Here is a 22905-nt window from a genome sequence, read left to right as displayed (position 1 = left end):
CGCACAAGCTGCCAACCGGCGCTTGTGCCTGCCCGCGTTCCTTGCCACTTTGGCAGGGAGAAACGCGAAAGAAAAGAAGAGGGAGGGTGCGCATGGCCCCTGAACGTCTGAGTGTTGTTGTCACGCGACGGTTGCCCGAGGTTGTCGAGACCCGGATGAAGGAACTCTTCGATGTCGAACTGCGTGACGACGACACGCCAATGACGCGCGATGAGCTGGCGGCGGCGATGAAACGCTGCGACGTGCTGGTGCCGACGCTGACCGACCAGATTGACCAGAAGCTGCTGGCGCAAGCCGGCGAACGGCTGAAGCTGATCGCGAACTATGGCGCGGGGATCGACCATATCGATGTTTCGACCGCCCGTCAGCGCGGCATTCTGGTGTCCAACACCCCCGGCGTCTCCGCCGATGACACCGCCGACATGGCGCTTGCGCTGATCCTGGCTGTCACCCGCCGGTTCCCCGAAGGCATCCGCCTGATGGCCGAGGGCAAATGGCAAGGCTGGTCGCCCACCGGCATGCTGGGCCACCGCATCGCGGGCCGACGCCTGGGCATTCTTGGCATGGGCCGGATCGGTCAGGCCGTCGCCGCGCGCGCCCGCGCGTTTGGCATGCAGGTGCATTACCACAACCGCAAACGGCTGCACCCTGACCTTGAGGGGCCGCTTGAGGCCACATACTGGGAAAGCCTGGACCAGATGGTGGCGCGCATGGACGTGATTTCCATCAACTGCCCGCACACCCCGTCGACCTTCCACCTGATGAACGCCCGCCGGCTGAAGTTGATGAAACCCGACGCGGTGATCGTGAACACCTCGCGCGGCGAGGTGATCGACGAAAACGCCCTGACTCGCATGTTGCGCGCAGGTGATGTCGCCGGGGCCGGGCTGGACGTTTATGAACACGGGGCCGAGATCAACCCGCGCCTGCGCGATCTGCCCAATGTCGTGGCCTTGCCGCACATGGGCTCCGCCACCCACGAGGGGCGGATCGAGATGGGTGAAAAGGTGATCATTAACATCAAGACCTTCGACGACGGCCACCGTCCACCCGATCAGGTGGTGCCGGGCATGCTGTGAGGGCGCTTTTTGCGCTTTTTCTGGTCGCCGGATGCGCCCGTGGCCTTGCGCCTGGGGAAGAAGACTTTGCCAAAGCGCTGTTTGGCGACAGCCTGAACACGGACCGGATCATCGTGCAGGCAGGGATCGGCGTGGTGCCACTGCCGCGCGACAAGACCCCCAACGTCGATGCCGACGCGCCGCCACCCCGCAAACCTCCGAAAGGTATGTGCAAACGTGTGCCCAGCCCGCGCCTGGGTTGGCAATACCCGGCCGGGTTCGTGTTGTGGAACGAGGTCTATCTGAAATCCGATTTCTACCGTTCCGACATGATGGAGGGCTGGCCCAACTCGGTGCTGCTGCCCCACGCGCTTCTCATGGCACATGAACTGGTGCACGTCTGGCAATGGCAGAACCGAGCACGCACGGACTATACGCCGTCGACCTCGGGGGCAGAAAGTGTGGGCAACCGCGACCCGTATTTTTATGAAGCCGACCCGACCCGCACCTTCCTGAGCTATGGCTTTGAACAGCAGGCGGCAATGATCGAAGACTACGTCTGCTACCGCCTGTTCGAACCCAACGCACCCCGGCGGCGCGAGCTTTACGAGCTGATCAATCCAGTCCTGCCACTGGGCAATTTCGAAGCCGCCTTGGCGCGCTAGACCGGGGCTTTTTCGCACCGACCTGCGGCGCGGCAAGAACACGGCGGTAACCAAAGGGGCCCTGACGCACGCAGGATAAGCATGTCCGCATTTGGCCTTGTGGGCGCGCGCGGCGCGTTGGCATTCGCCGCAAGTCGTTTTTGCACGAATATGCGTCGGGCTGGTTTTGCGCGTTGCGGCGCGATGCGCCAATGTAAGGCAGAAAATTTTCCCCAAGGGAGTCGCCCCATGAAAACCAACGTAAAAGCACTTGTCGTCGGCGGTGGAGCCGTTGGCACCGGGATCGCCTATCACCTGGCCAAGGCTGGCTGGGATGACGTGATGCTGCTTGAGCGTGATGAGCTCACCTCGGGCTCGACCTGGCACGCCGCCGGACTGTTGCCGCTGTTTAACATGTCCTACGCGACGACCCACATTCACGACTATTCCGTCAAGTTCTACAAAGAGCTTGAGGCCGAAACCGGGTTGAACGCCGGGTTTGCCGTTGTGGGTAACCTGCGCATGGCCCAGACCGACGCGCGGATGGACGAGTACCAACTCTATGCCTCGACCGCCGACACCGTGGGCATCAACTATGAGTTCCTGACCCCGGATGAGATCAAGGAACGCTGGCCGCTTATCCGCACCGACGACCTGAAGGGCGCGCTGTATCACACCGAGGATGGTTACATTAACCCCGCCGACGTGACCCAGGCGATGGCCAAGGGCGCGCGTCAGCGTGGCGTTGAGATCGTGCGCAAGATGCAGGCCGACGCGTTCCATTGGACCGGTACGCATTGGGAAGTCACCTGCACCAAGATGGTGGAAAAGGGCGGCAACCTGGTCGCCAGCGACGAACAGGTGGTGATCACCGCCGAACATGTTGTGACCGCATCCGGCAACCACGCGCAACGCACCGCCAAGATGCTGGGCATTAAGATACCCGCCATCCCGGTCGAGCACACGTTTATCGTGATGGACAAGGACCCCGAATTGGTCAAATGGCGCGAGGCGGGCAACCCCGAGCATCCGGTCGTGCGCGACGCAGACAGCGAAAGCTATGCCCGCGAAGAGCGCGGCGGCTGGATCTTGGGGATCTATGAACACGGCGCCCCGGCTCGTTTTGAACATGGCGTGCCCGACAGCTTCCGGGCCGACCTGTTCCCGCTCGATCTGGACCGGATCGCCGAGCAGTATATGGCGATGACCGAACGCGTGCCCTCGTGCGCGGACTCCGGCCTTAAGGACGATTTCAACGGCCCGATCTGTTACACACCGGACGGCAACCCGCTGGTCGGTCCCGCGCCGGGCCTGCGCAACATGTGGCTGGCCGAAGGCTTCAGCTTCGGTATCACGGCGGCGGGCGGCACCGGCTATTACCTGGCCCAGATGATGGTCGATGGCGAGGCCGAGATCGACATGGCTTCGCTGGATCCGAAACGTTATTCCTCGTCCTGGATGACGACCGAGTTCGCCGCACGCAAAAACGAGGAATGCTACGAACACGTCTATATCCTGCACCACCCGGACGAAGAGCGCCCGGCGGCCCGTCCGCTGCGAACCTCGCCCGCCTATGACCGCCAGGCCGCCAAAGGTGCCCAATTTGGCTGGGTCAATGGGTGGGAACGCCCGAACTACTATGCCCCGGCCGGGTTCAGCGACATCGACAGCCGCAGTTTCCGGCGCGGGGGCTGGTGGCAATATGCGGTCGAAGAAGCAAAGGCCGTGCGCGAAGGCGTGGGCCTGATCGACGCAACCGCCTTCACCAAGCACGTGGTCAAAGGCCCCGGCGCGACCGCGTTTCTGGACTGGTTCACCTGCAACAAGCTGCCGCGTATTGGCCGGATCAACCTGACCTATGCGTTGACCGCCCACGGCACGACACGCACGGAATACACGATCGTGCGCAATGGCGAGGACAATTATTACCTCGTCTCAGCCGGTGCCTGGACCGAATACGACGCCGATTACCTGCGCAAGGCCGCCGAGGACAAGGCGCCCGAGTTCGGCTATATCGAGATCCAGGACGTGACCACGCAATGGGGCGTCTTCGCCATCGCCGGGCCGAAATCACGGGATGTTCTGAACGAGGTGATCGTCGATGCCGACCCGTCCACGGCCCTGTCGAACAAGCGTTTCCCGTGGTTGACGGCGCGCAAGATCGAACTGGGCATGTGCCCCGTCAATGCGATCCGCGTTGCCTATACCGGCGAGCTGGGCTGGGAACTTCATCACCCGATCGAAATGCAGAACTACCTGTGGGATCTGCTGGTGGGTGCCGGTGAAAAGCACGGCATGAAGCTGGTCGGCGCCCGCGCCCAGAACTGGCTGCGGCAGGAAAAATCCTATCGCGCCTTTGGCACCGAACTGGGCCGCGACGCAACGCCCGCCGAGGCCGACCTGCCGCGCTTCATCGACTTGGAGAAGGACTTCCACGGCAAGGACGCCATGGTCGCCAAGGGCATCCGCTCGAAATGCGTGACGCTTTTGATCGACGGGCCGGACGATGCCGACCCCTGGGGCCGCGAGGCGCTGTTTGACGGGGACACCAAGGTCGGGCGTCTGACCTCGGGCGGCTATTCCGTGCATTTCGGCAAGTCGATCGGCATGGGCTATGTCAGCCCCGATCTGGCCGTGGTCGGCCAGAAGCTGAAGGTCAAGATAATGGGGCAGCTCTGGGACGCCGAGATCGTCGAAGACAGCCCCTATGATCCGAAGAACGCCACCATCCGCGTGGATGGTTGACGTCGCCTGCGTGCATGCCCACTTGTTGGGCATGCGTAAACGGTTTTCGATCACTTTGATCCTGTCGCTGGTGCTTGGACTAAGCGCCAGCGTTTCGTTTGCCAACGGCGGTTTGGGTCGCGCCTTGCGGAGCTCTCCGCCGGGCGTGGTACAGATCGCGCCAAATGTCTTCATTGATGATAGGGTCAAGGCGGAGAAAGCCTTGCGCGATCTGGAGCAGGCTCGTGCCCAAGTGGCGCGATTCTTCGGCCCGGCACAAAGCGACCCACGCATCATCTTGTGCACCACCGCGCCGTGCAAGACGACCTATCTGGGAAAGGGTGGGCCGCGCGGCAAGACCTGGGCCTATCACGTTGTGGCGCTGGGCCCGAAAGGTGTGAACCGCATGATCATGGCGCATGAGCTCAGCCACGCCGAGCTGCACCGCCGCATGGGGCTTCGCGACGTGCTTGATCATCGGTTCCCATCCTGGTTCGACGAAGGGCTGGCGAGTTACATCTCACGCGATGACAGGCTAAGCGCGCCGACGCCCGAGCGGATTGCACGGATCAAGCAGGTGCGCACGGCGCGCCAATGGGGCCGGGTTGTCACACAGCTGGGGTGGAAACAGGCCTATGGCGCGGCGATGGTCCTGGTTGAGGACGTCGCCCAGGCCGGTGGTGACAAAGCGCTGCGCCACCTGATCACAGAAGTCATGACCGGGGCGGATTTCGATCATGTCTGGGTAACGCTTCCGGGCGCCCGATAGGCAGCCCTGGCACGAAGCCAAGGCCGCTACGCATCATTTCGCGCTCATCTCGTCAAAACAGTCCAGTGCCTTCGAGGCATACATCAGCGACGGCCCACCGCCCATCTGAATGGCCATGCCCAGCACGTCGGCCACCTCTTCGCGCGTCGCGCCGATACGGATCAGGGCGTTGACATGGAACATGATGCAGCTTTCGCATTTGGTGGCGACAGCGATGCCCAGGGCCACGAATTCCTTGGTCTTGAATTCGACCACACCGTCTTCTTTCACGGCCTTGGAAAGACCACCAAAGCCTTTGGTTGCGGCAGGGTTGGCGGCGTTCAGTCCGCGGATTTGCCCTTTCAGGGTAGTGAATTTGTCGTTCCAGCTCATTGCATTATCCTTTCGAATTCGTTGCTCGTGCCAGACCATGCCGCATTGCAGGACACCTTGATCGAAATCAGATAAATGCAGCTTTTTCGATGTGTTTACGTGAGGGGAGGGGGTTGCAATCCGGCCCCGCCCAGCAAACCATGGGGCAAAGGGAGACAGTTATGACCGACATGCCCATCAAAGGATCCTGCCATTGCGGCGCGGTGACGTTTGAAGTCGGACGACCGGATTTCCTTGTCAGCTGCAATTGTTCGATTTGCCGCCGCTATCGAACCCTGTGGACCCATTGCCCGCCGAACACAGGTGTGATCCACGCGGGCGACGGTGCGACGCTGCAATATGTCTGGGGTGACAAGGAACTGGCGTTTCACAGCTGCAAGACCTGCGGCTGTACTACCCATTGGACAGGGCTGACCAATGACCGTTTTGCGCTGAACCTGGCGCTGGCCGATCCCGCCGACATCGAAGGCATCCGCATCCGCCATTTCGACGGTGCGGACACCTGGGAGTTTCTCGACTAGCCGCCCCGGGTCAGTTGGACCAGGTCGTATAGCCGATGCGCAACGTCGTGCCGGAATAACCGTTCACGCGGAACTGCGAGATGCGGCCGGCGCTGGTTTTTACGCAGACATAGGTGCCTTCGGTGAGCGAGGCGAAGGGAAGCGAGGCCGAGCTGAAGTCGGCGTCCAGGCAACCCGCGTAGCCACGGTTGCTGCCATCTCCCAGCGCCAGTTTTGCACCGTTCTGCGGCTCCAATCGCCGAACCGCAGCATTGATAGCATGGTGCCAGATATCGGCGCCACCACCGGCCACAAGGCCGCGATCCAGATCAGCGGTATAGCTGGACGCGATGTCCAGTCGGCCGGTGGAATGGGTCGAAGGTCTGGGCGGGGTCGGTTCAGGCATCGGGTCGGCCATGAAAACCCTAAGCGACGAGATACGGTCGTTAAGCAGCCGCCCAAGCATCGGGGTGTCTGACGTGATGGTGCGGCAGGTGCCCTCGTGACCCCGATCGGTGCAAACCCGCGCACGGACAGCACCTTCCAGGCTAATCGAAGAAATCTTGTCGTTGTAGGTCGCGCTGAGCCGGTTCAGGTTCCCGATGCCAAAGCAGAAATGCGCACCACGGTAGTTTGCTTCGCGGAAAAAACAGGCGCGGTCGACGACCGGTGTCGGGTCCGGTTCGGGCGCGGGTTCCGGTTCGGGCTCTTCGCATACGACTGCGAGCTTCGGCCCGTCTGGGCCGACAGTGAACTGCAGTTTGCAATTCGATCCCAACGCCCCGCCGCCCGGTGCAGGCGCGGGGATGTTTCTGAGATAGGTCGAGCTGACCCAGCCATTCGGCCCGGCATGATCGACATAGCACCAGGCGTTCGGCTGGCACTCGACCACTTCGACGCGTTCTCCGGCGTCCAGTGTGTCGACCACGCCAAAGGATGTTCCGGGGCCTGTGCGCACGTTCAGGTCAACCCTCGCGGCGGCCTCGGTGGCCAGGGCCGCGGGCGCGCTCAAGGCAAGGATCACCCCAACGGCGATACCCCGCGTCAAATGCTGTCTCTGTTTCATAGCGACCCTCCCTAGCCCCGGATGTTCGGCAAAATGCCCCCGGTTGAATACCTTAATAAACCATCGTCACTTCAGCCTAGGTGGGATGGAATGCGTTGGATCAATTGGCACAAGAAAGGTCGAAAACCGGCAAGAAGCCGCCGATTGATTGGGTGAAATATCGGGAATTTGGTGGAGCCGATCGGGATCGAACTCTCTTGTCAGTTAAGGGGTATAACCTATGAAAAGCTTGCGATATCAACGTAAAGGACAAAATTCTCTTCCTGGGAGCTCTTGATAATTCCTAGAACATCTCCAAGATAATGAGGGGTAAATAGATGGGTGAATTGAGATGACAGCCGAGAAAAGTCAGCCTGACGCACCAAAATGCGGTGGCATTAAGTCTAGGGGCAGGCATCAGACCAACCGGCTCAGTGCAGTTGCGGTAAAAACAGCAAATCCGGGACGGCATTTCGATGGGCATGGCCTGTTCCTTCTAGTGGAGAAGAATGGCGCCAGGCGTTGGGGCCAACGGCTCACTATTCAAGGTAGGCGGCGAGAGATGGGGCTAGGGTCTCCACCAGTTGTCACTCTGGCTAGAGCGCGGGAATCCGCTTTGCGAGTTGGAGAGGCCCGCTGGCTAGTCGAATGAAGCTGGTCACATTTTGACAGCAAAATTTTCTCGGGGTGTCCAATAACGAAAACTGGGAGCGGGGCCGGGGGTGCCCCTGGGGGTGGGGGTGCCCCCTAGTCGGGGCAGACACAGTCTCGTCAATATGCCCATTCCCTTTTTGCGTGCTGGAAGGCCGTCAGGTTGCGCTTGGCAGGTCTTCCTCGCGGAAGTGCCCTTCGGGCCTCACGCGCGGCCTGAGCTATCTCTGCGGCGAACATGATCTGGCGTTTGGTTGGCATTTGCTGGCTTCCGTTGTATTCAGAAGACTAGCAAACACAGAAGGTTTGAACTTGATCAATCTTCTGCCTTGTTTGACCGAGTGGCAGATGGCGCTTCGAGCCCTAGGTAGAAGCAAGCGCCCTGCGCGGCGAGAAAAGAGCTTGATCTGCTGGCCTCGTAGGCCGAAAGTTTTCAGGATTTCCTTTTCGCGGAGCCAGTCAGTGATCAGAACCTTAAGTCTCAGTGCAGGCCTTTCGCTTTTATGCGTTACGAGCTCTTATTCCGGGATTTGTGACTATCGGCTCAGCCAGTTGGTCAGTCCTGAGGCTGCGGTTGCGACTGTCACAGCAGGTGGTGCTGGGTCGACCGTTGGGCCCGCTACCATGACTTTGGGGGGACTTTACTTCTTCCCACACGCAACCAGCGGAACCTTGATGTTGGGATCGACTATTGCAGGAGCTTCGGGCGCCGGAACCATAGGCATCATCGGAGGCAGCGGATTTGCGGCGAGTGTGCTTGCCGCCCTTACTGCGCCAATTACGTTGCTCGTTGCCGGTGGCACGGCCGTCACCGTCGGCGGGCTGGAAGCCGGCTGCTATTTTGTCGATGAGCGGACCACCGAAGAACAAGAGGTGCTTGTAATCTTAAGGCAAGTAGCGCTGAGCGCTAATGAGATTTACTTCAAGCTGTTTGATGTGAGCGACGAGGAGGCTGCCGAAATGGGGACAGTCAGCCGGGTTCGCATTCCTGATGAGGACGGAGTTTATCAGTTTTACGAGGTGGCAAATCTCTACATCGTGAATGGTGAATTAATGCACCGAGATCGGTTTCTCAACACTTCGCTTGGAAACATCGCTGTGGTGCTGCTTACACAACCTTAGCCGCCCTTCCGGAAAAGGAATATCCCTCCTCTCGCTAATGCCTGACCGCTAGGACCATGGCATGTTCGCCGTCCAACTCGCAAAGCACTGCATCCCGATACTGCAACCACTGGGAATGACCGCTTCGCCCGCACAGTAGGCCTTCCTCGTCGACCAGCCTTTTGCTCTTCAGGCGCTGAAGGAGATTTCTGAAAATTTTCTCGGGTCGCCCAATACCCAAAAGCGGGACGTGCGTTGGGGGTGCCCCTGGGGGTGGGGTGGCCCCAGTCAGGCTCGCGCAAAACTGCGTCAGCGCCGACCGCTTCCCTCAGTCATGCCAGTCAGCGCCGCGTCAGGGTAAGTCAACATTCAGGTAACTGGTCCACGCTGGGGCCTCAGATCCGCACACAGAAATTGCGTGCCGGAGTAATGGTGGGTGGGTTGGCAAGGGCTCCCCCACCCGAGAAAGCGCCAGCCGCGCCCCACACACTGCCTGAGGGGCCGCAGCAGTCGTTTGAGGTGCCGTGGCCCGAAGGCTGCCTCACATTCTCAGGCCACTGGCGGCTTCGCGGTAATGCTCATGATACGCGAAAGCCGTGGCAATCGCGTCTTCCGCCATTTGGGCTGGCCCCTGCTTGTCCCTGGCGTCCTCCTCTTCTGCGTCAGCGATGTTGATGTGCGCGAAGGTAAGGGCATATCCCAACAGGCAGGCGATATTCTCGCGCGTGGGTTCCTCAATCCCGTCATCGCGTAGAAGCTCGCCAAGCAGCAGGTAGACTTTCTCAGGGGCTGGGCTGTCTGCGATCATCATCTTTTCCTCCAATCTGACCGCTTTGCGCGATCCGAGCACAGGCTTTCAGAGGTGTCGATGGGGCGTCATGCGGCTGAAACAGCGCATTCCTCTACGAAATGTAACCAAGAGCACCAGCCATCGAAGGTGTGCTGTCATGGTGATCTGACTGGCCTGCTGGCGAGGGCTTGAGGGGAAGCACCAAAAGCACCAAACCTCGGCAGGTGAAATTTTGATCGGCTGAGACATTCATACCTATTGCCCATGCATCAACGCCAGAATGAGGGGTGAAGTGTTGGGCCTCGCCGCGAAACTGAAGGTAGGGTGCTGATTTATATGGAGTATTTGGTGGAGCCGATCGGGATCGAACCGACGACCTCGTCGTTGCGAACGACGCGCTCTCCCAACTGAGCTACGGCCCCATCGCGGTGGTATCTGGCTTCCCCGCCAGGGGAAGTCAAGCCGCTAGCCTGGCATTTTGGCCTTCGTGCGCACGAATTGCTCGATTGCATTTGCTGGCATCGCGCCCGCCTGTCGCGCGACCTCGCGCCCGTTTTGGTACAGGATCAGAGCCGGAATGCCGCGGATGTTGTTTTTCTGACTGACCTTCGGAAAATCCTCGGTATTGATCTTGGCCAGACGTGCCTGTGGGGCCAGCGCGCCAGCGGCCTGCTGAAAGGCCGGGGCCATCATCCGGCACGGGCCACACCATGGCGCCCAGAAATCGACCAAAAGCGGCGTGTCGTCGTTCTTCATCGCCTTGGCCAGAATGGCTGGATCTATCTCACGCACCTTGCCTTCGTTCAGCTTGGTTCCACAGGTGCCGCATTTAGGACCTGCGCCCAGCTTGTCGTTGGGCACGCGGTTCACGGCACCACAGTCCAAACAGGTCATTTTCGAGCTTGCCGCCATTGGGGCCTCCAGAAACATTCGTGTTTCCGCATATGTGAGCTTGCCACGGAAGGAAATCAAGGGTGTGAACTAGGTTTGTTCCACCTGAAGGGATGCTGGGGCTGCGGCTCTCGACTCTTTGCTGGCACTTTCCGCTTTGTCAGACGACCATCTACAGGCAAGCACCAGCGTCGCCCCTCTCCAAGGTGGCTCCCTCCCACCCCGCCTTGACGCGGGGAAGGCGGGCGCGTGGGTCATTCCGTCGTGTCGACGTAGTCAGTGAGTGGCGGGCAGGTGCAGATCAAGTGCCGATCACCATAGACATTGTCGACGCGGTTCACCGGCGACCAGTATTTGTCGACCCGGAAGCTTCCGGCCGGGAAGCAGCCCTGTTCACGGCTATAGGGCCGGTCCCAGTCGCCCACCAGGTCTTCGACCGTGTGTGGGGCGTTTTTCAGCGGGTTGTTTTCCGCGTCCATCCGCCCTTCTTCGATGTCGCGGATTTCCGCGCGGATCGACAGCATTGCATCGCAGAACCGGTCCAGCTCGGCCTTGGTTTCGCTTTCGGTAGGTTCGATCATCAGCGTGCCCGCCACCGGCCAGGACATGGTCGGCGCGTGAAAACCGCTGTCCATCAGGCGCTTGGCAATGTCTTCGACCGTGATCCCCGCGCTTTCGGCAAACGGACGGGTGTCCAGGATGCATTCATGTGCCACGCGCCCCGCATGCCCCGTGAACAGCACCTCATAGGCGCCCTTCAGCCGGGCCGCGATGTAGTTCGCGTTCAGGATCGCCACGCGGGTGGCCTGAGTCAGCCCGGCGCCGCCCATCATCAGCACATAGGCCCAGGAAATCGGCAGGATCGATCCCGACCCGTTGGGGGCGGAGGACACCGCGCCCTCTTCGCCGATCAGCCCGTTGCCGGGCAGGTGCGGTTCCAGATGCGCCTTGACGCCGATCGGCCCCATGCCTGGGCCACCGCCGCCGTGGGGGATGGCGAAGGTCTTGTGCAGGTTCAGGTGGCTGACGTCGCCGCCAATTTCACCCAGTTTCGACAGACCCACCATCGCGTTCAAATTGGCCCCGTCGATATAGACCTGGCCGCCGAATTCATGAGTGATGTCACAGACTTCGCGCACGGTTTCTTCGAACACACCATGGGTCGACGGATAGGTGATCATGCAGGCGGCCAGCTTGTCGCCCGCCGCCTCGGCCTTCGCGCGGAAATCCGCAACGTCGATGTCACCGTTTTCGGCCGAGTTCACCACCACAACGTCCATACCGGCCATATGGGCCGAGGCCGGGTTGGTGCCATGCGCCGAGATCGGGATCAGGCATATGTTGCGCTCTTGCCCACGTGACCGATGATAGGCGGCGATGGTCAACAGCCCGGCATATTCGCCCTGCGCGCCGGAATTGGGCTGCATCGACATGGCGTCATAGCCGGTGATCAGGCACAGCTTGTCCTTCAGATCCTCTATCAGGATTGTATAGCCTTCGGTCTGATCCGCCGGCGCCATCGGATGGATCATCGAGAACTCGCGCCAGCTGACCGGCATCATCTCGGCGGCGGCGTTCAGCTTCATCGTGCAGCTGCCCAGCGGGATCATCGCGCGATCCAGCGCCAGATCGCGGTCTGCCAGACGGCGCATGTAACGCATCATCTCGGTTTCAGCCCGGTTCATATGGAACACGGGGTGTGTGAGGTAATCCGAGGTGCGCAGGATCGCATCGGGCAGGCGATACTCGGGGGTGAAATCGTCATCCTTGCGGGCAATCCCGAAGGCGCGCCAGATGGATTCGACCGTGCCCGGGCGGGTCGCTTCGTCCAGCGTGATGCCGATCCGGTCGTCGCCCACCGGGCGCAGGTTGATGCCTTCTTCAACCGCGCTTTTCATCACGGTTTTCTGCAGCGGACCGACATTGACCGTGATCGTGTCAAAGAAATGCTTCGGCGTTACCTCAAACCCGGCGGCCTCCAGCCCCTTCGCCATGCGCACCGTCTTGCGGTGGATGCGCTGGGCGATGGCCTTCAACCCTTCGGGGCCGTGGAACACCGCATAGAACGACGCCATGACCGCCAACAACGCCTGCGCAGTGCAGACGTTCGAGGTGGCCTTTTCGCGGCGGATGTGCTGCTCCCGCGTTTGCAGCGACAGGCGATAGGCCTTGTTGCCGCGCGCGTCCACGCTGACGCCCACGATACGGCCTGGCATCGCCCGTTTGTGACGGTCCGCTGTGGCCAGATAGGCCGCGTGGGGGCCACCCATGCCCACCGGAACGCCAAAGCGCTGGGTCGATCCGACGGCGATGTCGGCACCCATTGCGCCGGGTTCTTTCAGCACGGTCAGAGCCAGCGGATCGGCAGAGACGATGCCCACGGCCTTGACCGCATGCAGCGCGGCGATCTGGTCGGTGAAGTCCCGTACGTAGCCGTATGTTCCGGGGTATTGAAAGATTGCACCGAACACATCTTCGGGAACCAGATCGGCTTCGGGATCGCCGACGATAATCTCGATCCCCAGTGGGGCTGCGCGGGTTTTCATCACCGCAATGTTTTGTGGGTGACTGTTCTCGTCGACGAAAAAGCCCTTGGCCTTCGATTTTGCGACGCGGTGGCCCATCACCATCGCCTCGGCGCAAGCGGTGGCCTCGTCCAACAGCGAGGCGTTGGCGATCTCAAGCCCGGTCAGGTCGCTGACCATTGTCTGGAAATTCAAAAGCGCCTCAAGCCGCCCTTGGCTGATCTCCGGCTGATAAGGTGTATAAGCCGTGTACCAGGCCGGGTTTTCCAGTATGTTGCGCTGGATCACCGGCGGCGTGACCGTGCCGTGATAGCCCTGGCCCAGAAGCGACCGCAGAACCTTGTTCTTCGCCGCGGTCACCCGCATCTGGTGCAAAGCTTCCCGCTCGGACCGCGCGCGCCCCCAGTCCAGCGGCTCGGCCTGACGGATGTTTTCAGGCACGGTCTGGTCGATCAGATCGTCAAGATCCTTGACCCCAACTGCGGTGAACATGTCGGCCATTTCGGACGGCGACGGGCCGATGTGGCGGCGGTTGGCAAAGTCATAGGGCAGGTAGCCGGTGGGCGTAAAAGGCATGTGTCTGTCTCCGGGGCAGCGGCCGCTCAACGCCCCTAGGGGGACGAGCGGCCCATCTGTAGATCAACCGATGAAAGTCTTGTAGGCGGCTTCGTCCATGTAATCGTCCATCGGCGACAGGTCCGACGGCTTGATCTTGAAAAACCAGGCATCGCCTTGCGCGTCTTCGTTTACCTTGCCGGGGTCTTCCTCAAGCATCGGGTTCACTTCGACAATCTCGCCGTCCAGCGGCGACAGGATGTCGCTTGCGGCCTTCACGCTTTCGATCACAACGATCTCTTCATCCTTGGACACTTCGGTGCCCACTTCGGGCAGTTCGACAAAGACGACATCGCCCAGCTGTTCGGCCGCATGTTCGGTGATGCCGACGACCATCACGCCGTCTTCTTCGCGCAGCCATTCGTGTTCTTCGGTGAATTTCATGGGGGGTCTCCTGTTGGGTTCAGCGTTTGTAGGTGGACGGGCGGAAGGGCATGTCGGCCACTTTCGCCCGCAGTCGTTTGCCGCGCACGTCGCCAAAGATGATCGTGCCAGTTGCGGCGTGTTCGGTGGTGACATAGCCCATCGACATCGGCGCCTCGATCGAGGGGCCATAGGCGCCCGAGGTCACGGTGCCGATCGGGTCGGTGGCGTCCTCGGTCGCGAACAATTCGGTGCCGGCGCGCATGGGCGCGCGGGTTTCGGGCAACAGCCCGACCCGGCGGCGGCTGGAGCCCTGGTCGAACTCGGCCAGGATGCGATCCGCGCCGGGAAATCCGCCCGCGCGGTCGCCGCCGGTGCGGCGCACCTTCTGCACCGCCCATTCCAGCGCCGCTTCGACCGGGCTGGTGGTGGTGTCGATGTCATTGCCGTACAGGCACAGCCCGGCCTCAAGCCGCAGGCTGTCGCGCGCGCCCAGACCGATCGGCGCGACCGCGTCGATCGCCAGAAGCGCCTTGGCAAGCGCGGCGGCCTGGCTGTTTTCGACCGAAATCTCGAACCCGTCCTCGCCGGTATAACCCGAGCGGGACACCCACAGATCTCCGAAGTCCGAGCTCAGCACGGCCACGTCCATGAACGTCATGTCGGCCACCGGCGCGATCTGCGCCAGGGCGGCCTCGGCGGCCGGGCCTTGCAGGGCCAGCAGGGCGCGGTCCTCGATCACCTCAACGTCGCAATCGGGCAGGCCCGCGCGCATATGGGCAATGTCGGCGTCCTTGCAGGCGGCGTTCACCACCAAAAACAGGTGGTCGCCACGATTGGCGACCATCAGGTCGTCCAGTATGCCGCCATCGTCATTGGTGAACATGGCATAGCGTTGCCGCCCGTCGGCAAGCGCCTTCAGCGCCACCGGCACCAGACGCTCCAACGCGCCGGCCGGATCGTCACCGCGCAGGATGACCTGGCCCATGTGGCTGACATCGAACAGGCCAGCATACGCACGCGTATGGAGGTGTTCTTTCATCACACCCATCGGGTATTGCACCGGCATTTCATAGCCTGCGAAAGGCACCATCTTGGCGCCCAGTTCGATGTGCAGATCGTAAAGCCCCGTACGCTTCAGCTCGCCCATGCCGTTCCTCCCAAACTCACTTGCCGGAATGCATGCGCCCGGCATCGAACAGGCGCATGTTGCGCCCAGCGATGCCCCCTCTGTCCTGTCGCCTGAGATCGTTATCCCTTCGGCGGGTGCGTCCGCACCACTCTCCAGAGTCCTATCCACCGCATCGGTCCATGGGCCTGAGAGTTTACCGGGGCGGTTGCTCCTTCGGCACTGGAGAACCAGATTCTCCCGATGCGATGGCTCATAGGTAGCGCGGGTGTGGCGTTCAGGCAAGCACTTGTATTCCACCGCATGCCGCGCCAGTCTGCGCGGGTATGAAAGACCCGTTTTTCTTCGGCTATGGTTCGCTGGTGAATCGGCGCACGCATGACTACCTGCACGCCAGCACCGCATCGGTGCGCGGCTGGCGGCGGGCGTGGCGCCACACGCCGCTGCGGGATGTGTCGTTTCTGACCGTGGTGCCAGCGGCAGAGGATTACATCGACGGGTTGATCGCGGCGGTGCCGGGGGCGGATTGGGCCGCGCTGGACGAACGCGAACGCGCGTACGATCGCCACGATGCCACGCCCCATGTCAGCCATGACATCGACCGGCAGCTGGACGTAGCGATCTATGCGATCCCCGACGGGTTTCACCGCACCCCGGATGCGGACAACCCGGTGCTCTTGTCCTATCTCGACACGGTTGTGCAGGGGTTTCTGAACGAGTTCGGACCCGAAGGCGCGCAGCATTTCTTTGAAACGACCGAAGGTTGGCACGCGCCGATCCTGGATGATCGCGCCGCGCCGATCTATCCCCGCGCCCAGGTGCTGAGCGCCGAGGAGCGCGACGTGGTCGACGACGGGCTGGGACGGCTATCGGCGGTTGTGAAACAGCTGGATTAGGCGGGCCTGGCGGCGGAACGGTTCGTCCGTCACCGGGGCTTCCTTCTGCCGCATGACCCGGCGCACCAGAAGCATGGCAAGCGCGGCGAAGACCAGCCCGCCGAACGCCTGACCAAACAGAACGCCCGCGCCCTGATACCAACCCGCGCCAAGGATCACGAACGGGATCGTGCCCAGCGTGTGGCGCCCCCAGTTCAGCCAGGTCGAATAATAGGGATGGCCCAGGTTGTTGAACGCCGCGTTCGACACAAAAAGCACGCCGTTGAACACCCAGGCCAGCGCCAGTGGGCCGCAGAACAGGAACACCAAGTCGCGGGTCAGGCCGGTCGCGTTGAACAGATCGGCGATGGGTCCTCGCAACAAGAACAGAAGCGCGGTCACCAGGATGACCACCAATGCGGTAAAAATCAGCCCGTCGCGATAGGCGCCGCGCACACGATCGTGGCGCCCGGCGCCGAAGTTCTGGCCGATAATGGGCCCGATTGCCCCAGACAGGGCAAAAATCACCCCGAAGGACACCGGGACCAGTCGCGAGATGATCGCCATGCCCGCCACCGCGTCCGAGCCGAACTGCGCCATTGAGCGGGTCACATAAGCTTGGCCGATCGGGGTGGCGAACTGGGTCAGGATCGCGGGCAAGGCGATCGCCACGATGGCGGGGAAATCAACCCGGAATTCGGCTGCAGTAGGGCGCTCCAATCCGCCATGCCAGCGAAAGATCGGGTAAAGCGCGGTGGCGCCGATGGTCACACGTGCGGCGACCGAGGCCAGCGCGGCGCCGGTCAGTTCAAGCCCGAATCCGAAGATCAGGATCGGGTCCAGAACCGCGTTCACCACACCGCCCAAGATTGTCGCGACCATCGCGCGGCGGGCATCCCCGTGGGCGCGCAGGATCGCGCCACCAACCATGCCGACCAGCAACAGCGGCAGCGACGGGATGATGATCTGAAGATAGCCTACCGACAGGTCCAACGTGTCGCCCGTGGCCCCCATCAGCTGCGCCAGCGGGCGGATATTGACCCAGACAAGCGCTGCAAATCCCGCGCCGAACAGCACACCATAAAGCAGCGATGTGGCCGCCCGGCGGCTGGCCATCCGGGTGTCGCCTTCGCCCAGTGCGCGCGCCACCAGCGCGCCGGCTGCGATCGACATGCCGATGCCGAAGGACGAGGTGAAGAACAAGATCGCCCCGGCATAGCCCACGGCCGCGGCCAGCTCATCCTTGCCCAACATCGAGATGAAGATCATGTCGACCAGGTCGACCAGGAACACCGCCATCAAGCCGACCGAGGCTGTCAACGCCATCACCGTGATGTGGCGCAAAAGATTGCCTTCGAGGAATTTCGCCTGAGCGTTTGCCATCGGTGCAGGATGAAGGGCGAGGCGCGAAAAGAAAAGCCCCTGCGTTGCGCAGGGGCCCTTCGTATTCGCACAGTGATGTATGGGGAATTATCCCTTGGCGCGGATCACCTGCAACAGCGGCATCAACGCGGACATGTCCGGGCCGTTCGTCATGCCGGTCACGGCCTTGCGCAGTGGCATGAAAAGACCTCGGCCCTTGCGCCCGGTCGCGTCCTTTACTGCGTTCGTCCACGCGCCCCAGCTGTCGGCAGTGTAAGGTCCGTCCGGCAAAAGCGTCATCGCCTGGGCGATGAAGTCCGCGTCTTCGTCATCGATCAGCGGATCGGCACCGTCGCGACACAGGGTCCACCAGGGACCAAGGTCCTTCAGCGTGGTGATGTTTTCACGTGCGACGGTCCAGAACGGCTCGGCCAATTCGGCGGGCACGCCCAGCTCGGCCAGCGTGGCGGCCACCTCGGACACTGACAACCCGGCCAGATAACGGCCGGTTAGCGGATACAGATCCTGCACGTCAAACTTGGTCGGCGCCGCGCCGAAGGTCGAAATGTCGAAGCCCTCGATGATCTCGTCCAGCGAGCCATGCAGCTCGACCGGTTGTGATGACCCCAGCCGCGCCATCAGCGACAGAAGGGCTGCCGGCTGCACGCCTGCTTCGCGCAGGTCGCGCAGGGCCAGGGTGCCCAGACGCTTTGACAGCGCCTCACCCTGGGGGCCGGTCAACAGGCTGTGGTGGGCAAAGGCGGGCAGGGTGCCGCCAAGCGCCTGAATGATCTGGATCTGGGTCGCGGTGTTGGTCACGTGGTCCGAGCCACGCACCACATTGGTGACACCGAAATCCACGTCGTCGCAAACGCTGGCCAGCGTATAGAGGAACTGCCCGTCGCCCCGGATCAGAACCGGATCGGACACCGAGGCCGCGTCGATCGACAGATCGCCCAGGATGCCGTCGGTCCACTCGATACGTTCGTGATCCAGCTTGAAACGCCAAACACCGTTGCCGCGCTCAGCCCGCAATGCGGCCTTTTCGTCCTCGGACAGGGCCAGCGCGGATCGGTCATAGACCGGTGGCTTGTGCATGTTCAGCTGCTTCTTGCGCTTCAGGTCCAGCTCGGTCGGCGTCTCGAACGCCTCATAGAACCGACCGATGTCGCGCAGCTGCTGGGCTGCGTCCTCATAGCGGTCCAACCGGTCGGATTGACGCTCCACCCGGTCCCAGGTCAGGCCCAGCCATTCCAGGTCTTCCATGATCGCGTCGGCATATTCCTGTTTCGACCGCTCAGGGTCGGTGTCATCCAGGCGCAGGATGAATGTGCCGCCGGATTTGGCAGCGATCAGGTAGTTGAACAGCGCGGTGCGCAGGTTGCCGACGTGGATGTATCCGGTGGGCGAGGGCGCGAAACGGGTGGTGGTCATGGTGATCTCCTTGCGCCGATGCTCTTTCATACCGGCCCGGTTTTGTCCATATCTGACGACATGGATCATCTGATTGCCCCCAGCGCCGCGGACATCGAAGCCCTGGCCGCCACAACGCTTGCTGCGTTGCCAGCGCCGTTCGGCACGCTGGCGCGTGACGTGGTGGTCCACGTCCGTGATTTGGCGCCGGACGACATGCTGGACGATCTGGACATCGACGATCCGTTCGGCCTGACGGGGCTGTATGACGGCATTCCGATGACGCAGAAATCGGTGCTGGACCAGCCGCAGCAGCCCGACACGATCTGGCTTTTTCGCCGGGCGATCCTGGATGAATGGGCGGCGCGGGGCAATGTAACCCTGGGCGCGCTGGTGTCACATATCATGGTGCATGAGCTTGCGCATCACTTTGGCTGGTCCGACGACGACATTGCGGCGATTGACCGGTGGTGGGAATAAGCGTGTTCAGTTGGCAGTGACAGCCCAGCGGCGGTTCAGGTCCTTGAGCCCTGCGCGGATCAGCTCTTTCAGAACCTCCGGGTCAATATCGTCCAATTTGTTGATATAAAGGCATGATTTTCCAAGCTTGTGTTTGCCAAGCCGGTCCAGAATACCGCTGAAATCTGCGTATCCCGGCATGATATAGAGCGACAAGTTTGCCTTGCGCGGGGAAAACCCGGTGGCTAGGAAATCCCCTTCGCGCCCGCTGTCATAGCGGTAGTGATATCGCCCATAGCCGACGATTGATGGGCCCCAGAGCACCGGCTCAAACCCCGTGACCTCGCGAAACAGCGCATCCAGTGCGCGGGCGTCGTCGCGTCGGCGCGCTGGCTCCACCTTGTCCAGAAACGTGGCAAGGGACGCGTCGGTGGGCTGGGTCTTGTTCTGGGCCATGCGCAAGCTTGGCAGGTTTCGCCCAGTGGCGTCAACGGCTGGCGGAAAGCTGCTTAACGCAGGGTCAATCATCGCCGATTGGGACCCAGAAAGGATCACCGATGCCTGTCGGTGGCCAGAGAGCAGCGCATCACCGCGCGCAAAGTGTTCCAGGCCCCGTCGGACCAGCGCACGGGCTGTCGCGGCCGCACAATCTGATCGCCGACACGACGTGCAAGGCCGGCCCGGATCTTGGGCGAAACATGATTGTCACCCGTAGCAAAGGCGAGGCACGGGGAAGCCTGGGCGTCGCGGCTGATAGTGCCTCTGCCCTGTTGTCCTGCGATCAGGCATAAGATACGACCTCGATCTCGACCCCGTCGTGATCGTGGAAATAGAACCGTCGCCCTGGCTCATAGTCATCGTGATTGTGTGGGACAAACCCCGCACTGCGCACCCGTGCCTCGGTCGCGTCCAGATCATCGACCACCACCCCGATGTGGTTCAGCGCGCCGATGGTTTCATAGGTCCGCGCCGCCTTCGCGGTGCCCCCCATCGAATAGACCGCAAGGTAGCTGTCATCACTGCCCACATGCAGCGTCAGCCCGCCGTTTATTGAGGGACCTTGCCAGCGCACACGCCAGCCAAACAGGTCACACAACATGTCAGCGGTGCGCATCGGGTCGCTGACGGTCAGGTTCAGGTGTTCCAGGAAGGCCATGATATTCTCCGTTGTGATTCTCTTGATAGAATAGTTTTAATTGCTCAAGTAAACTTTAGATCAAGAGGGAAATAATGGCACCAAAAGCAATGATGTCGATCGGCCAGATGGCCACGCGCACCGGGTTGGCCGTGTCCGCGATCCGGTATTACGAGGCCGAAGGGCTGGTGCGCCCGATCCGCACCGCCGGGGGGCAGCGTCAATTCCACCGCGCCGACATTCGCCGCCTGTCCTTCGTGCGCATCACCCAGCAGTTGGGGTTTTCCATTGCTGAAATACGCGCCCAGATCGAAAAGCTGCCCGACGGGCGCACGCCGACGAAAGCGGACTGGACGCGGTTGGCGCGGGGGTTCCGGCGGGAACTGGACGCCCGCATCACCGCGATGCAGCAGTTGCGCGACAGCCTGGATAGTTGCATCGGCTGCGGTTGCCTGAGCCTGAAGCGATGTGCTCTTTACAACCCCGCCGATAGCGCACGCCGACACGGGCCGGGCCCCCGCTATCTGATGGGCGATCGTGCGGAAGGGGCTGATGACCCGTCCGAAAATGTTGACTGAATCCGCGTTGGGCTGTGCTTTCTCGCAGCGACGTGTTGCGGATGTGGGCGGTTTTGGTGCGCGATGAGAAGGACGCAAGCACCGTACTACAGATCTCTACAGAGAAGGTCACAAACCGGTTCGGCCGGGGGCAAGCCGGACGCAATGATCACCTCGCGCTGGTGTCTCGCCAGCGGTTCACGATCGGGTAACGGCGATCCAGCCAAAAACTGCGCATCGTCAGGCGGGGACCGGGCGCGGATTGGAAGCGTTTGTATTCGCTGATGAAAATCAGGTGCTCGACCTTCTTCACGATGGCCTGGTCAAAGCCTTCGGTGACCAGATCGGCCACGGATTTCTCGTCATCCACCAGCCCGGTCAGGATCGCGTCCAGCACGTCATAGGGCGGCAGGCTGTCTTCGTCCTTCTGATCCTCGCGCAGCTCGGCCGAGGGCGGTTTGTCGATGATCCGGGGTGGGATGACCTCGCCTGCCGGCCCCGCCATCCAAGGCCGGTGGTTGGCGTTGCGCCAGCGGCAGGTCTCAAAAACGCGGGTCTTGTAAAGATCCTTGATCGGGTTATAGCCGCCCGCCATGTCGCCATAAATCGTGGCGTATCCCACCGCGACTTCGGACTTGTTGCCGGTGGTCAAAAGCATTTCGCCGAACTTGTTGGACAGCGCCATCAGGAAAAGCCCGCGCAGGCGCGACTGGATGTTCTCCTCGGTCAGCCCTTCCTCGGTGCCTTCGAACAGCGGCGCCAGCGTGTTGGTGATCGCGGCACGCCCCTCGGCGATCGGCACGAAATCATAGCGGCATCCCAGATTGTCCGCCACCGCCTTGGCATCGTCCAGCGACCCTTGCGAGGTGTATTCGGAGGGCAGCATCACGCAGCGCACGTTTTCGGCCCCCAGCGCGTCGGCCGCAATGGTCGCGACGATGGCGCTGTCGATGCCGCCGGACAGACCCAAAAGCACCTTTTGGAACCCGGTCTTGCCCATGTAGTCGCGCAGCCCTTCGACCATGCAGCGGTAATCCTGCTCCCAGGCGTCCGGGATCGGGGTCAGGTCCGACTTTTCTATGCGCCAGCCGTCTTCGGTGCGGGTCAGGTCGACATGGCGGATGTCTTCGTCAAACACCGGCATTTGCAGCGCGAGTTCACCGCCCGGGTTCAGCCCAAAGGTGCCGCCGTCGAACACCTGGTCATCCTGCCCGCCGACAAGGTTCAGGTAGATCAGCGGCAGGCCGGTTTCGACCACGCGCGCCACCATGTGGTTTATGCGCACGTCCATCTTGTCGCGGTAATAAGGCGACCCGTTGGGGACCAGCAGAAACTCCGCACCGCTTTCGGCCAGGGTCTCGCAGACGTCTTCCGGGTGCCAGGCGTCTTCACAGATCGGCGTGCCGATACGGATCGGGCCAAGGGCGTAGGGCCCCTGCGGGTCCGCCGGGGTGAACAGGCGTTCCTCATCGAATACGGTTTCGTTGGGCAGGCGCTGTTTCAGCACCCGCGCTGCGATGTTGCCGCCTTGTAGGATGTAATAGGCATTATAAAGGTCGCCGCCATCGTGATAGGGCGCGCCGATCCCCATTGCCGGGCCGTCGGCGCAATCGGCGGCCAGGCTATCGATTTCCGCCATCGCGTCGGTGTAGAACTGCGGCCGCATGATCAGGTCCTGGCACTGATACCCGGTCAGGAACGCCTCGGGCAGGGCCAGCATGTCGGCGTCGGCGGCCTTGGCCTGTGACCAGGCGTCGCGCGCCTTGTCGGCATTGGCGGTAAGCGCCCCGACGGTCGGGTTCAGCTGGGCCAGGGTCAGGCGGAAATGGTCACTCATCGCGCGGTGTTCCTTTGAAATCTGGCCCAGATATAGCGGGTTTCAGCCGGAGGAAAAGATGCCACCGGTCAAAACCGTTGTCTTGGCACC

Annotated in this window: 22 protein-coding genes, 1 tRNA gene and 1 riboswitch; of the genes, 10 read left to right on the top strand and 13 right to left on the bottom strand. The window is 61.8% G+C overall.

Annotated features, from left to right (window positions below):
• Nucleotides 1-92: 92 nt before the first annotated feature.
• The 4 genes from MN188_RS08270 to MN188_RS08255 all read left to right on the top strand — a co-directional run bounded on the left by MN188_RS08270 (nucleotide 93) and on the right by MN188_RS08255 (nucleotide 5195).
• Nucleotides 93-1079, top strand: a complete 987-nt coding sequence (locus MN188_RS08270) for a 2-hydroxyacid dehydrogenase (RefSeq protein WP_242107734.1) — start codon at nucleotides 93-95, stop codon at nucleotides 1077-1079.
• Complete coding sequence (locus tag MN188_RS08265; protein ID WP_242107732.1) at nucleotides 1076-1723, top strand: hypothetical protein; 648 nt, start codon at nucleotides 1076-1078, stop codon at nucleotides 1721-1723. The genes MN188_RS08270 and MN188_RS08265 overlap by 4 nt, the downstream gene beginning before the upstream one ends.
• A gap of 228 nt (nucleotides 1724-1951) precedes the next feature.
• Entirely contained in the window at nucleotides 1952-4447 is a 2496-nt protein-coding gene (locus tag MN188_RS08260) for a GcvT family protein (RefSeq protein WP_242107730.1), read from the top strand.
• Between the two features lie 31 nt (nucleotides 4448-4478).
• Nucleotides 4479-5195, top strand: a complete 717-nt coding sequence (locus MN188_RS08255; RefSeq protein WP_242107728.1) for a hypothetical protein — start codon at nucleotides 4479-4481, stop codon at nucleotides 5193-5195.
• 33 nt (nucleotides 5196-5228) lie between these two features.
• On the opposite strand, the gene MN188_RS08250 is transcribed toward MN188_RS08255, so the two are convergent.
• On the bottom strand, nucleotides 5229-5567 hold the full coding sequence (locus MN188_RS08250) for a carboxymuconolactone decarboxylase family protein (protein ID WP_242107720.1): 339 nt from the start codon (nucleotides 5565-5567) through the stop codon (nucleotides 5229-5231).
• 161 nt (nucleotides 5568-5728) lie between these two features.
• Here MN188_RS08250 and MN188_RS08245 point away from each other — a divergent pair, with 161 nt between their 5' ends.
• Nucleotides 5729-6088: a GFA family protein gene (locus MN188_RS08245; protein ID WP_242107718.1), complete on the top strand. Its 360-nt coding sequence runs from the start codon at nucleotides 5729-5731 to the stop codon at nucleotides 6086-6088.
• A gap of 10 nt (nucleotides 6089-6098) precedes the next feature.
• Here MN188_RS08245 and MN188_RS08240 read toward each other — a convergent pair whose 3' ends face one another.
• Entirely contained in the window at nucleotides 6099-7133 is a 1035-nt protein-coding gene (locus tag MN188_RS08240) for an SH3 domain-containing protein (RefSeq protein WP_242107716.1), read from the bottom strand.
• 331 nt (nucleotides 7134-7464) lie between these two features.
• On the opposite strand from MN188_RS08240, the gene MN188_RS08235 reads away from it, so the two are divergent.
• A complete protein-coding gene (locus MN188_RS08235) occupies nucleotides 7465-7764 on the top strand; it encodes an Arm DNA-binding domain-containing protein (RefSeq protein WP_242107714.1) in 300 nt (99 codons plus the stop codon).
• A 674-nt stretch (nucleotides 7765-8438) separates the two neighbouring features.
• Complete coding sequence (locus MN188_RS08230; protein ID WP_242107711.1) at nucleotides 8439-8885, top strand: hypothetical protein; 447 nt, start codon at nucleotides 8439-8441, stop codon at nucleotides 8883-8885.
• 520 nt (nucleotides 8886-9405) lie between these two features.
• On the opposite strand, the gene MN188_RS08225 is transcribed toward MN188_RS08230, so the two are convergent.
• The 6 genes from MN188_RS08225 to gcvT all read right to left on the bottom strand — a co-directional run bounded on the left by MN188_RS08225 (nucleotide 9406) and on the right by gcvT (nucleotide 15198).
• A complete protein-coding gene (locus MN188_RS08225) occupies nucleotides 9406-9675 on the bottom strand; it encodes a hypothetical protein (RefSeq protein ID WP_242107709.1) in 270 nt (89 codons plus the stop codon).
• A 325-nt stretch (nucleotides 9676-10000) separates the two neighbouring features.
• Nucleotides 10001-10076, bottom strand: a tRNA-Ala gene (locus MN188_RS08220).
• Between the two features lie 43 nt (nucleotides 10077-10119).
• Nucleotides 10120-10584: a thioredoxin TrxC gene (trxC, locus tag MN188_RS08215; protein WP_275116150.1), complete on the bottom strand. Its 465-nt coding sequence runs from the start codon at nucleotides 10582-10584 to the stop codon at nucleotides 10120-10122.
• Between the two features lie 215 nt (nucleotides 10585-10799).
• Nucleotides 10800-13646 (bottom strand): aminomethyl-transferring glycine dehydrogenase, encoded by a 2847-nt coding sequence (gene gcvP / locus MN188_RS08210; protein ID WP_242107707.1) that lies wholly within the window; start codon nucleotides 13644-13646, stop codon nucleotides 10800-10802.
• Nucleotides 13647-13709: 63 nt separating this feature from the next.
• Nucleotides 13710-14069, bottom strand: coding sequence for a glycine cleavage system protein GcvH (gcvH, locus tag MN188_RS08205; RefSeq protein WP_242107704.1), 360 nt, complete (start codon nucleotides 14067-14069; stop codon nucleotides 13710-13712).
• A 19-nt stretch (nucleotides 14070-14088) separates the two neighbouring features.
• Nucleotides 14089-15198, bottom strand: a complete 1110-nt coding sequence (gene gcvT, locus MN188_RS08200; protein ID WP_242107702.1) for a glycine cleavage system aminomethyltransferase GcvT — start codon at nucleotides 15196-15198, stop codon at nucleotides 14089-14091.
• A gap of 145 nt (nucleotides 15199-15343) precedes the next feature.
• Nucleotides 15344-15430: riboswitch (glycine riboswitch) on the bottom strand.
• 73 nt (nucleotides 15431-15503) lie between these two features.
• On the opposite strand from gcvT, the gene MN188_RS08195 reads away from it, so the two are divergent.
• On the top strand, nucleotides 15504-16073 hold the full coding sequence (locus tag MN188_RS08195) for a gamma-glutamylcyclotransferase (protein ID WP_242107700.1): 570 nt from the start codon (nucleotides 15504-15506) through the stop codon (nucleotides 16071-16073).
• Here MN188_RS08195 and MN188_RS08190 read toward each other — a convergent pair.
• Both MN188_RS08190 and gltX read right to left on the bottom strand, forming a co-directional pair.
• Nucleotides 16044-17435, bottom strand: a complete 1392-nt coding sequence (locus MN188_RS08190; RefSeq protein WP_242107698.1) for an MATE family efflux transporter — start codon at nucleotides 17433-17435, stop codon at nucleotides 16044-16046. The genes MN188_RS08195 and MN188_RS08190 overlap by 30 nt on opposite strands.
• 87 nt (nucleotides 17436-17522) lie before the next feature.
• Nucleotides 17523-18848 (bottom strand): glutamate--tRNA ligase, encoded by a 1326-nt coding sequence (gene gltX, locus MN188_RS08185; protein ID WP_242107695.1) that lies wholly within the window; start codon nucleotides 18846-18848, stop codon nucleotides 17523-17525.
• Between the two features lie 60 nt (nucleotides 18849-18908).
• On the opposite strand from gltX, the gene MN188_RS08180 reads away from it, so the two are divergent.
• Complete coding sequence (locus MN188_RS08180; protein WP_242107694.1) at nucleotides 18909-19307, top strand: metallopeptidase family protein; 399 nt, start codon at nucleotides 18909-18911, stop codon at nucleotides 19305-19307.
• A gap of 6 nt (nucleotides 19308-19313) precedes the next feature.
• Here MN188_RS08180 and MN188_RS08175 read toward each other — a convergent pair whose 3' ends face one another.
• Nucleotides 19314-19742, bottom strand: a complete 429-nt coding sequence (locus tag MN188_RS08175) for a DUF1801 domain-containing protein (RefSeq protein WP_242107685.1) — start codon at nucleotides 19740-19742, stop codon at nucleotides 19314-19316.
• Between the two features lie 325 nt (nucleotides 19743-20067).
• Nucleotides 20068-20445 (bottom strand): VOC family protein, encoded by a 378-nt coding sequence (locus MN188_RS08170; RefSeq protein ID WP_242108943.1) that lies wholly within the window; start codon nucleotides 20443-20445, stop codon nucleotides 20068-20070.
• Between the two features lie 71 nt (nucleotides 20446-20516).
• Here MN188_RS08170 and soxR point away from each other — a divergent pair, with 71 nt between their 5' ends.
• Nucleotides 20517-20999: a redox-sensitive transcriptional activator SoxR gene (soxR, locus tag MN188_RS08165; protein ID WP_242107683.1), complete on the top strand. Its 483-nt coding sequence runs from the start codon at nucleotides 20517-20519 to the stop codon at nucleotides 20997-20999.
• A 148-nt stretch (nucleotides 21000-21147) separates the two neighbouring features.
• Here soxR and MN188_RS08160 read toward each other — a convergent pair whose 3' ends face one another.
• Nucleotides 21148-22815: an NAD+ synthase gene (locus MN188_RS08160; protein WP_242107681.1), complete on the bottom strand. Its 1668-nt coding sequence runs from the start codon at nucleotides 22813-22815 to the stop codon at nucleotides 21148-21150.
• Nucleotides 22816-22905 lie beyond the last annotated feature (90 nt).

It is taken from the genome of Aliiroseovarius subalbicans, from assembly GCF_022678625.1.
GTDB classification, from domain to species: domain Bacteria; phylum Pseudomonadota; class Alphaproteobacteria; order Rhodobacterales; family Rhodobacteraceae; genus Aliiroseovarius_A; species Aliiroseovarius_A subalbicans.
This window is presented reverse-complemented; position numbering and strand designations above follow the sequence as displayed.

Excerpts from the sequence above, each read along its gene's own strand:
- MN188_RS08270 (WP_242107734.1), top strand. The coding sequence starts at position 93 with ATGGCCCCTGAACGTCTGAGTGTTGTTGTCACGCGACGGTTGCCCGAG.
- MN188_RS08260 (WP_242107730.1), top strand. The coding sequence starts at position 1,952 with ATGAAAACCAACGTAAAAGCACTTGTCGTCGGCGGTGGAGCCGTTGGC.
- MN188_RS08255 (WP_242107728.1), top strand. The coding sequence starts at position 4,479 with ATGCGTAAACGGTTTTCGATCACTTTGATCCTGTCGCTGGTGCTTGGA.
- MN188_RS08250 (WP_242107720.1), bottom strand. The coding sequence starts at position 5,567 with ATGAGCTGGAACGACAAATTCACTACCCTGAAAGGGCAAATCCGCGGA.
- MN188_RS08245 (WP_242107718.1), top strand. The coding sequence starts at position 5,729 with ATGACCGACATGCCCATCAAAGGATCCTGCCATTGCGGCGCGGTGACG.
- MN188_RS08240 (WP_242107716.1), bottom strand. The coding sequence starts at position 7,133 with ATGAAACAGAGACAGCATTTGACGCGGGGTATCGCCGTTGGGGTGATC.
- MN188_RS08235 (WP_242107714.1), top strand. The coding sequence starts at position 7,465 with ATGACAGCCGAGAAAAGTCAGCCTGACGCACCAAAATGCGGTGGCATT.
- MN188_RS08230 (WP_242107711.1), top strand. The coding sequence starts at position 8,439 with ATGTTGGGATCGACTATTGCAGGAGCTTCGGGCGCCGGAACCATAGGC.
- MN188_RS08225 (WP_242107709.1), bottom strand. The coding sequence starts at position 9,675 with ATGATGATCGCAGACAGCCCAGCCCCTGAGAAAGTCTACCTGCTGCTT.
- trxC (WP_275116150.1), bottom strand. The coding sequence starts at position 10,584 with ATGTTTCTGGAGGCCCCAATGGCGGCAAGCTCGAAAATGACCTGTTTG.
- gcvP (WP_242107707.1), bottom strand. The coding sequence starts at position 13,646 with ATGCCTTTTACGCCCACCGGCTACCTGCCCTATGACTTTGCCAACCGC.
- gcvH (WP_242107704.1), bottom strand. The coding sequence starts at position 14,069 with ATGAAATTCACCGAAGAACACGAATGGCTGCGCGAAGAAGACGGCGTG.
- gcvT (WP_242107702.1), bottom strand. The coding sequence starts at position 15,198 with ATGGGCGAGCTGAAGCGTACGGGGCTTTACGATCTGCACATCGAACTG.
- MN188_RS08195 (WP_242107700.1), top strand. The coding sequence starts at position 15,504 with ATGAAAGACCCGTTTTTCTTCGGCTATGGTTCGCTGGTGAATCGGCGC.
- MN188_RS08190 (WP_242107698.1), bottom strand. The coding sequence starts at position 17,435 with ATGGCAAACGCTCAGGCGAAATTCCTCGAAGGCAATCTTTTGCGCCAC.
- gltX (WP_242107695.1), bottom strand. The coding sequence starts at position 18,848 with ATGACCACCACCCGTTTCGCGCCCTCGCCCACCGGATACATCCACGTC.
- MN188_RS08180 (WP_242107694.1), top strand. The coding sequence starts at position 18,909 with ATGGATCATCTGATTGCCCCCAGCGCCGCGGACATCGAAGCCCTGGCC.
- MN188_RS08175 (WP_242107685.1), bottom strand. The coding sequence starts at position 19,742 with ATGGCCCAGAACAAGACCCAGCCCACCGACGCGTCCCTTGCCACGTTT.
- soxR (WP_242107683.1), top strand. The coding sequence starts at position 20,517 with ATGGCACCAAAAGCAATGATGTCGATCGGCCAGATGGCCACGCGCACC.
- MN188_RS08160 (WP_242107681.1), bottom strand. The coding sequence starts at position 22,815 with ATGAGTGACCATTTCCGCCTGACCCTGGCCCAGCTGAACCCGACCGTC.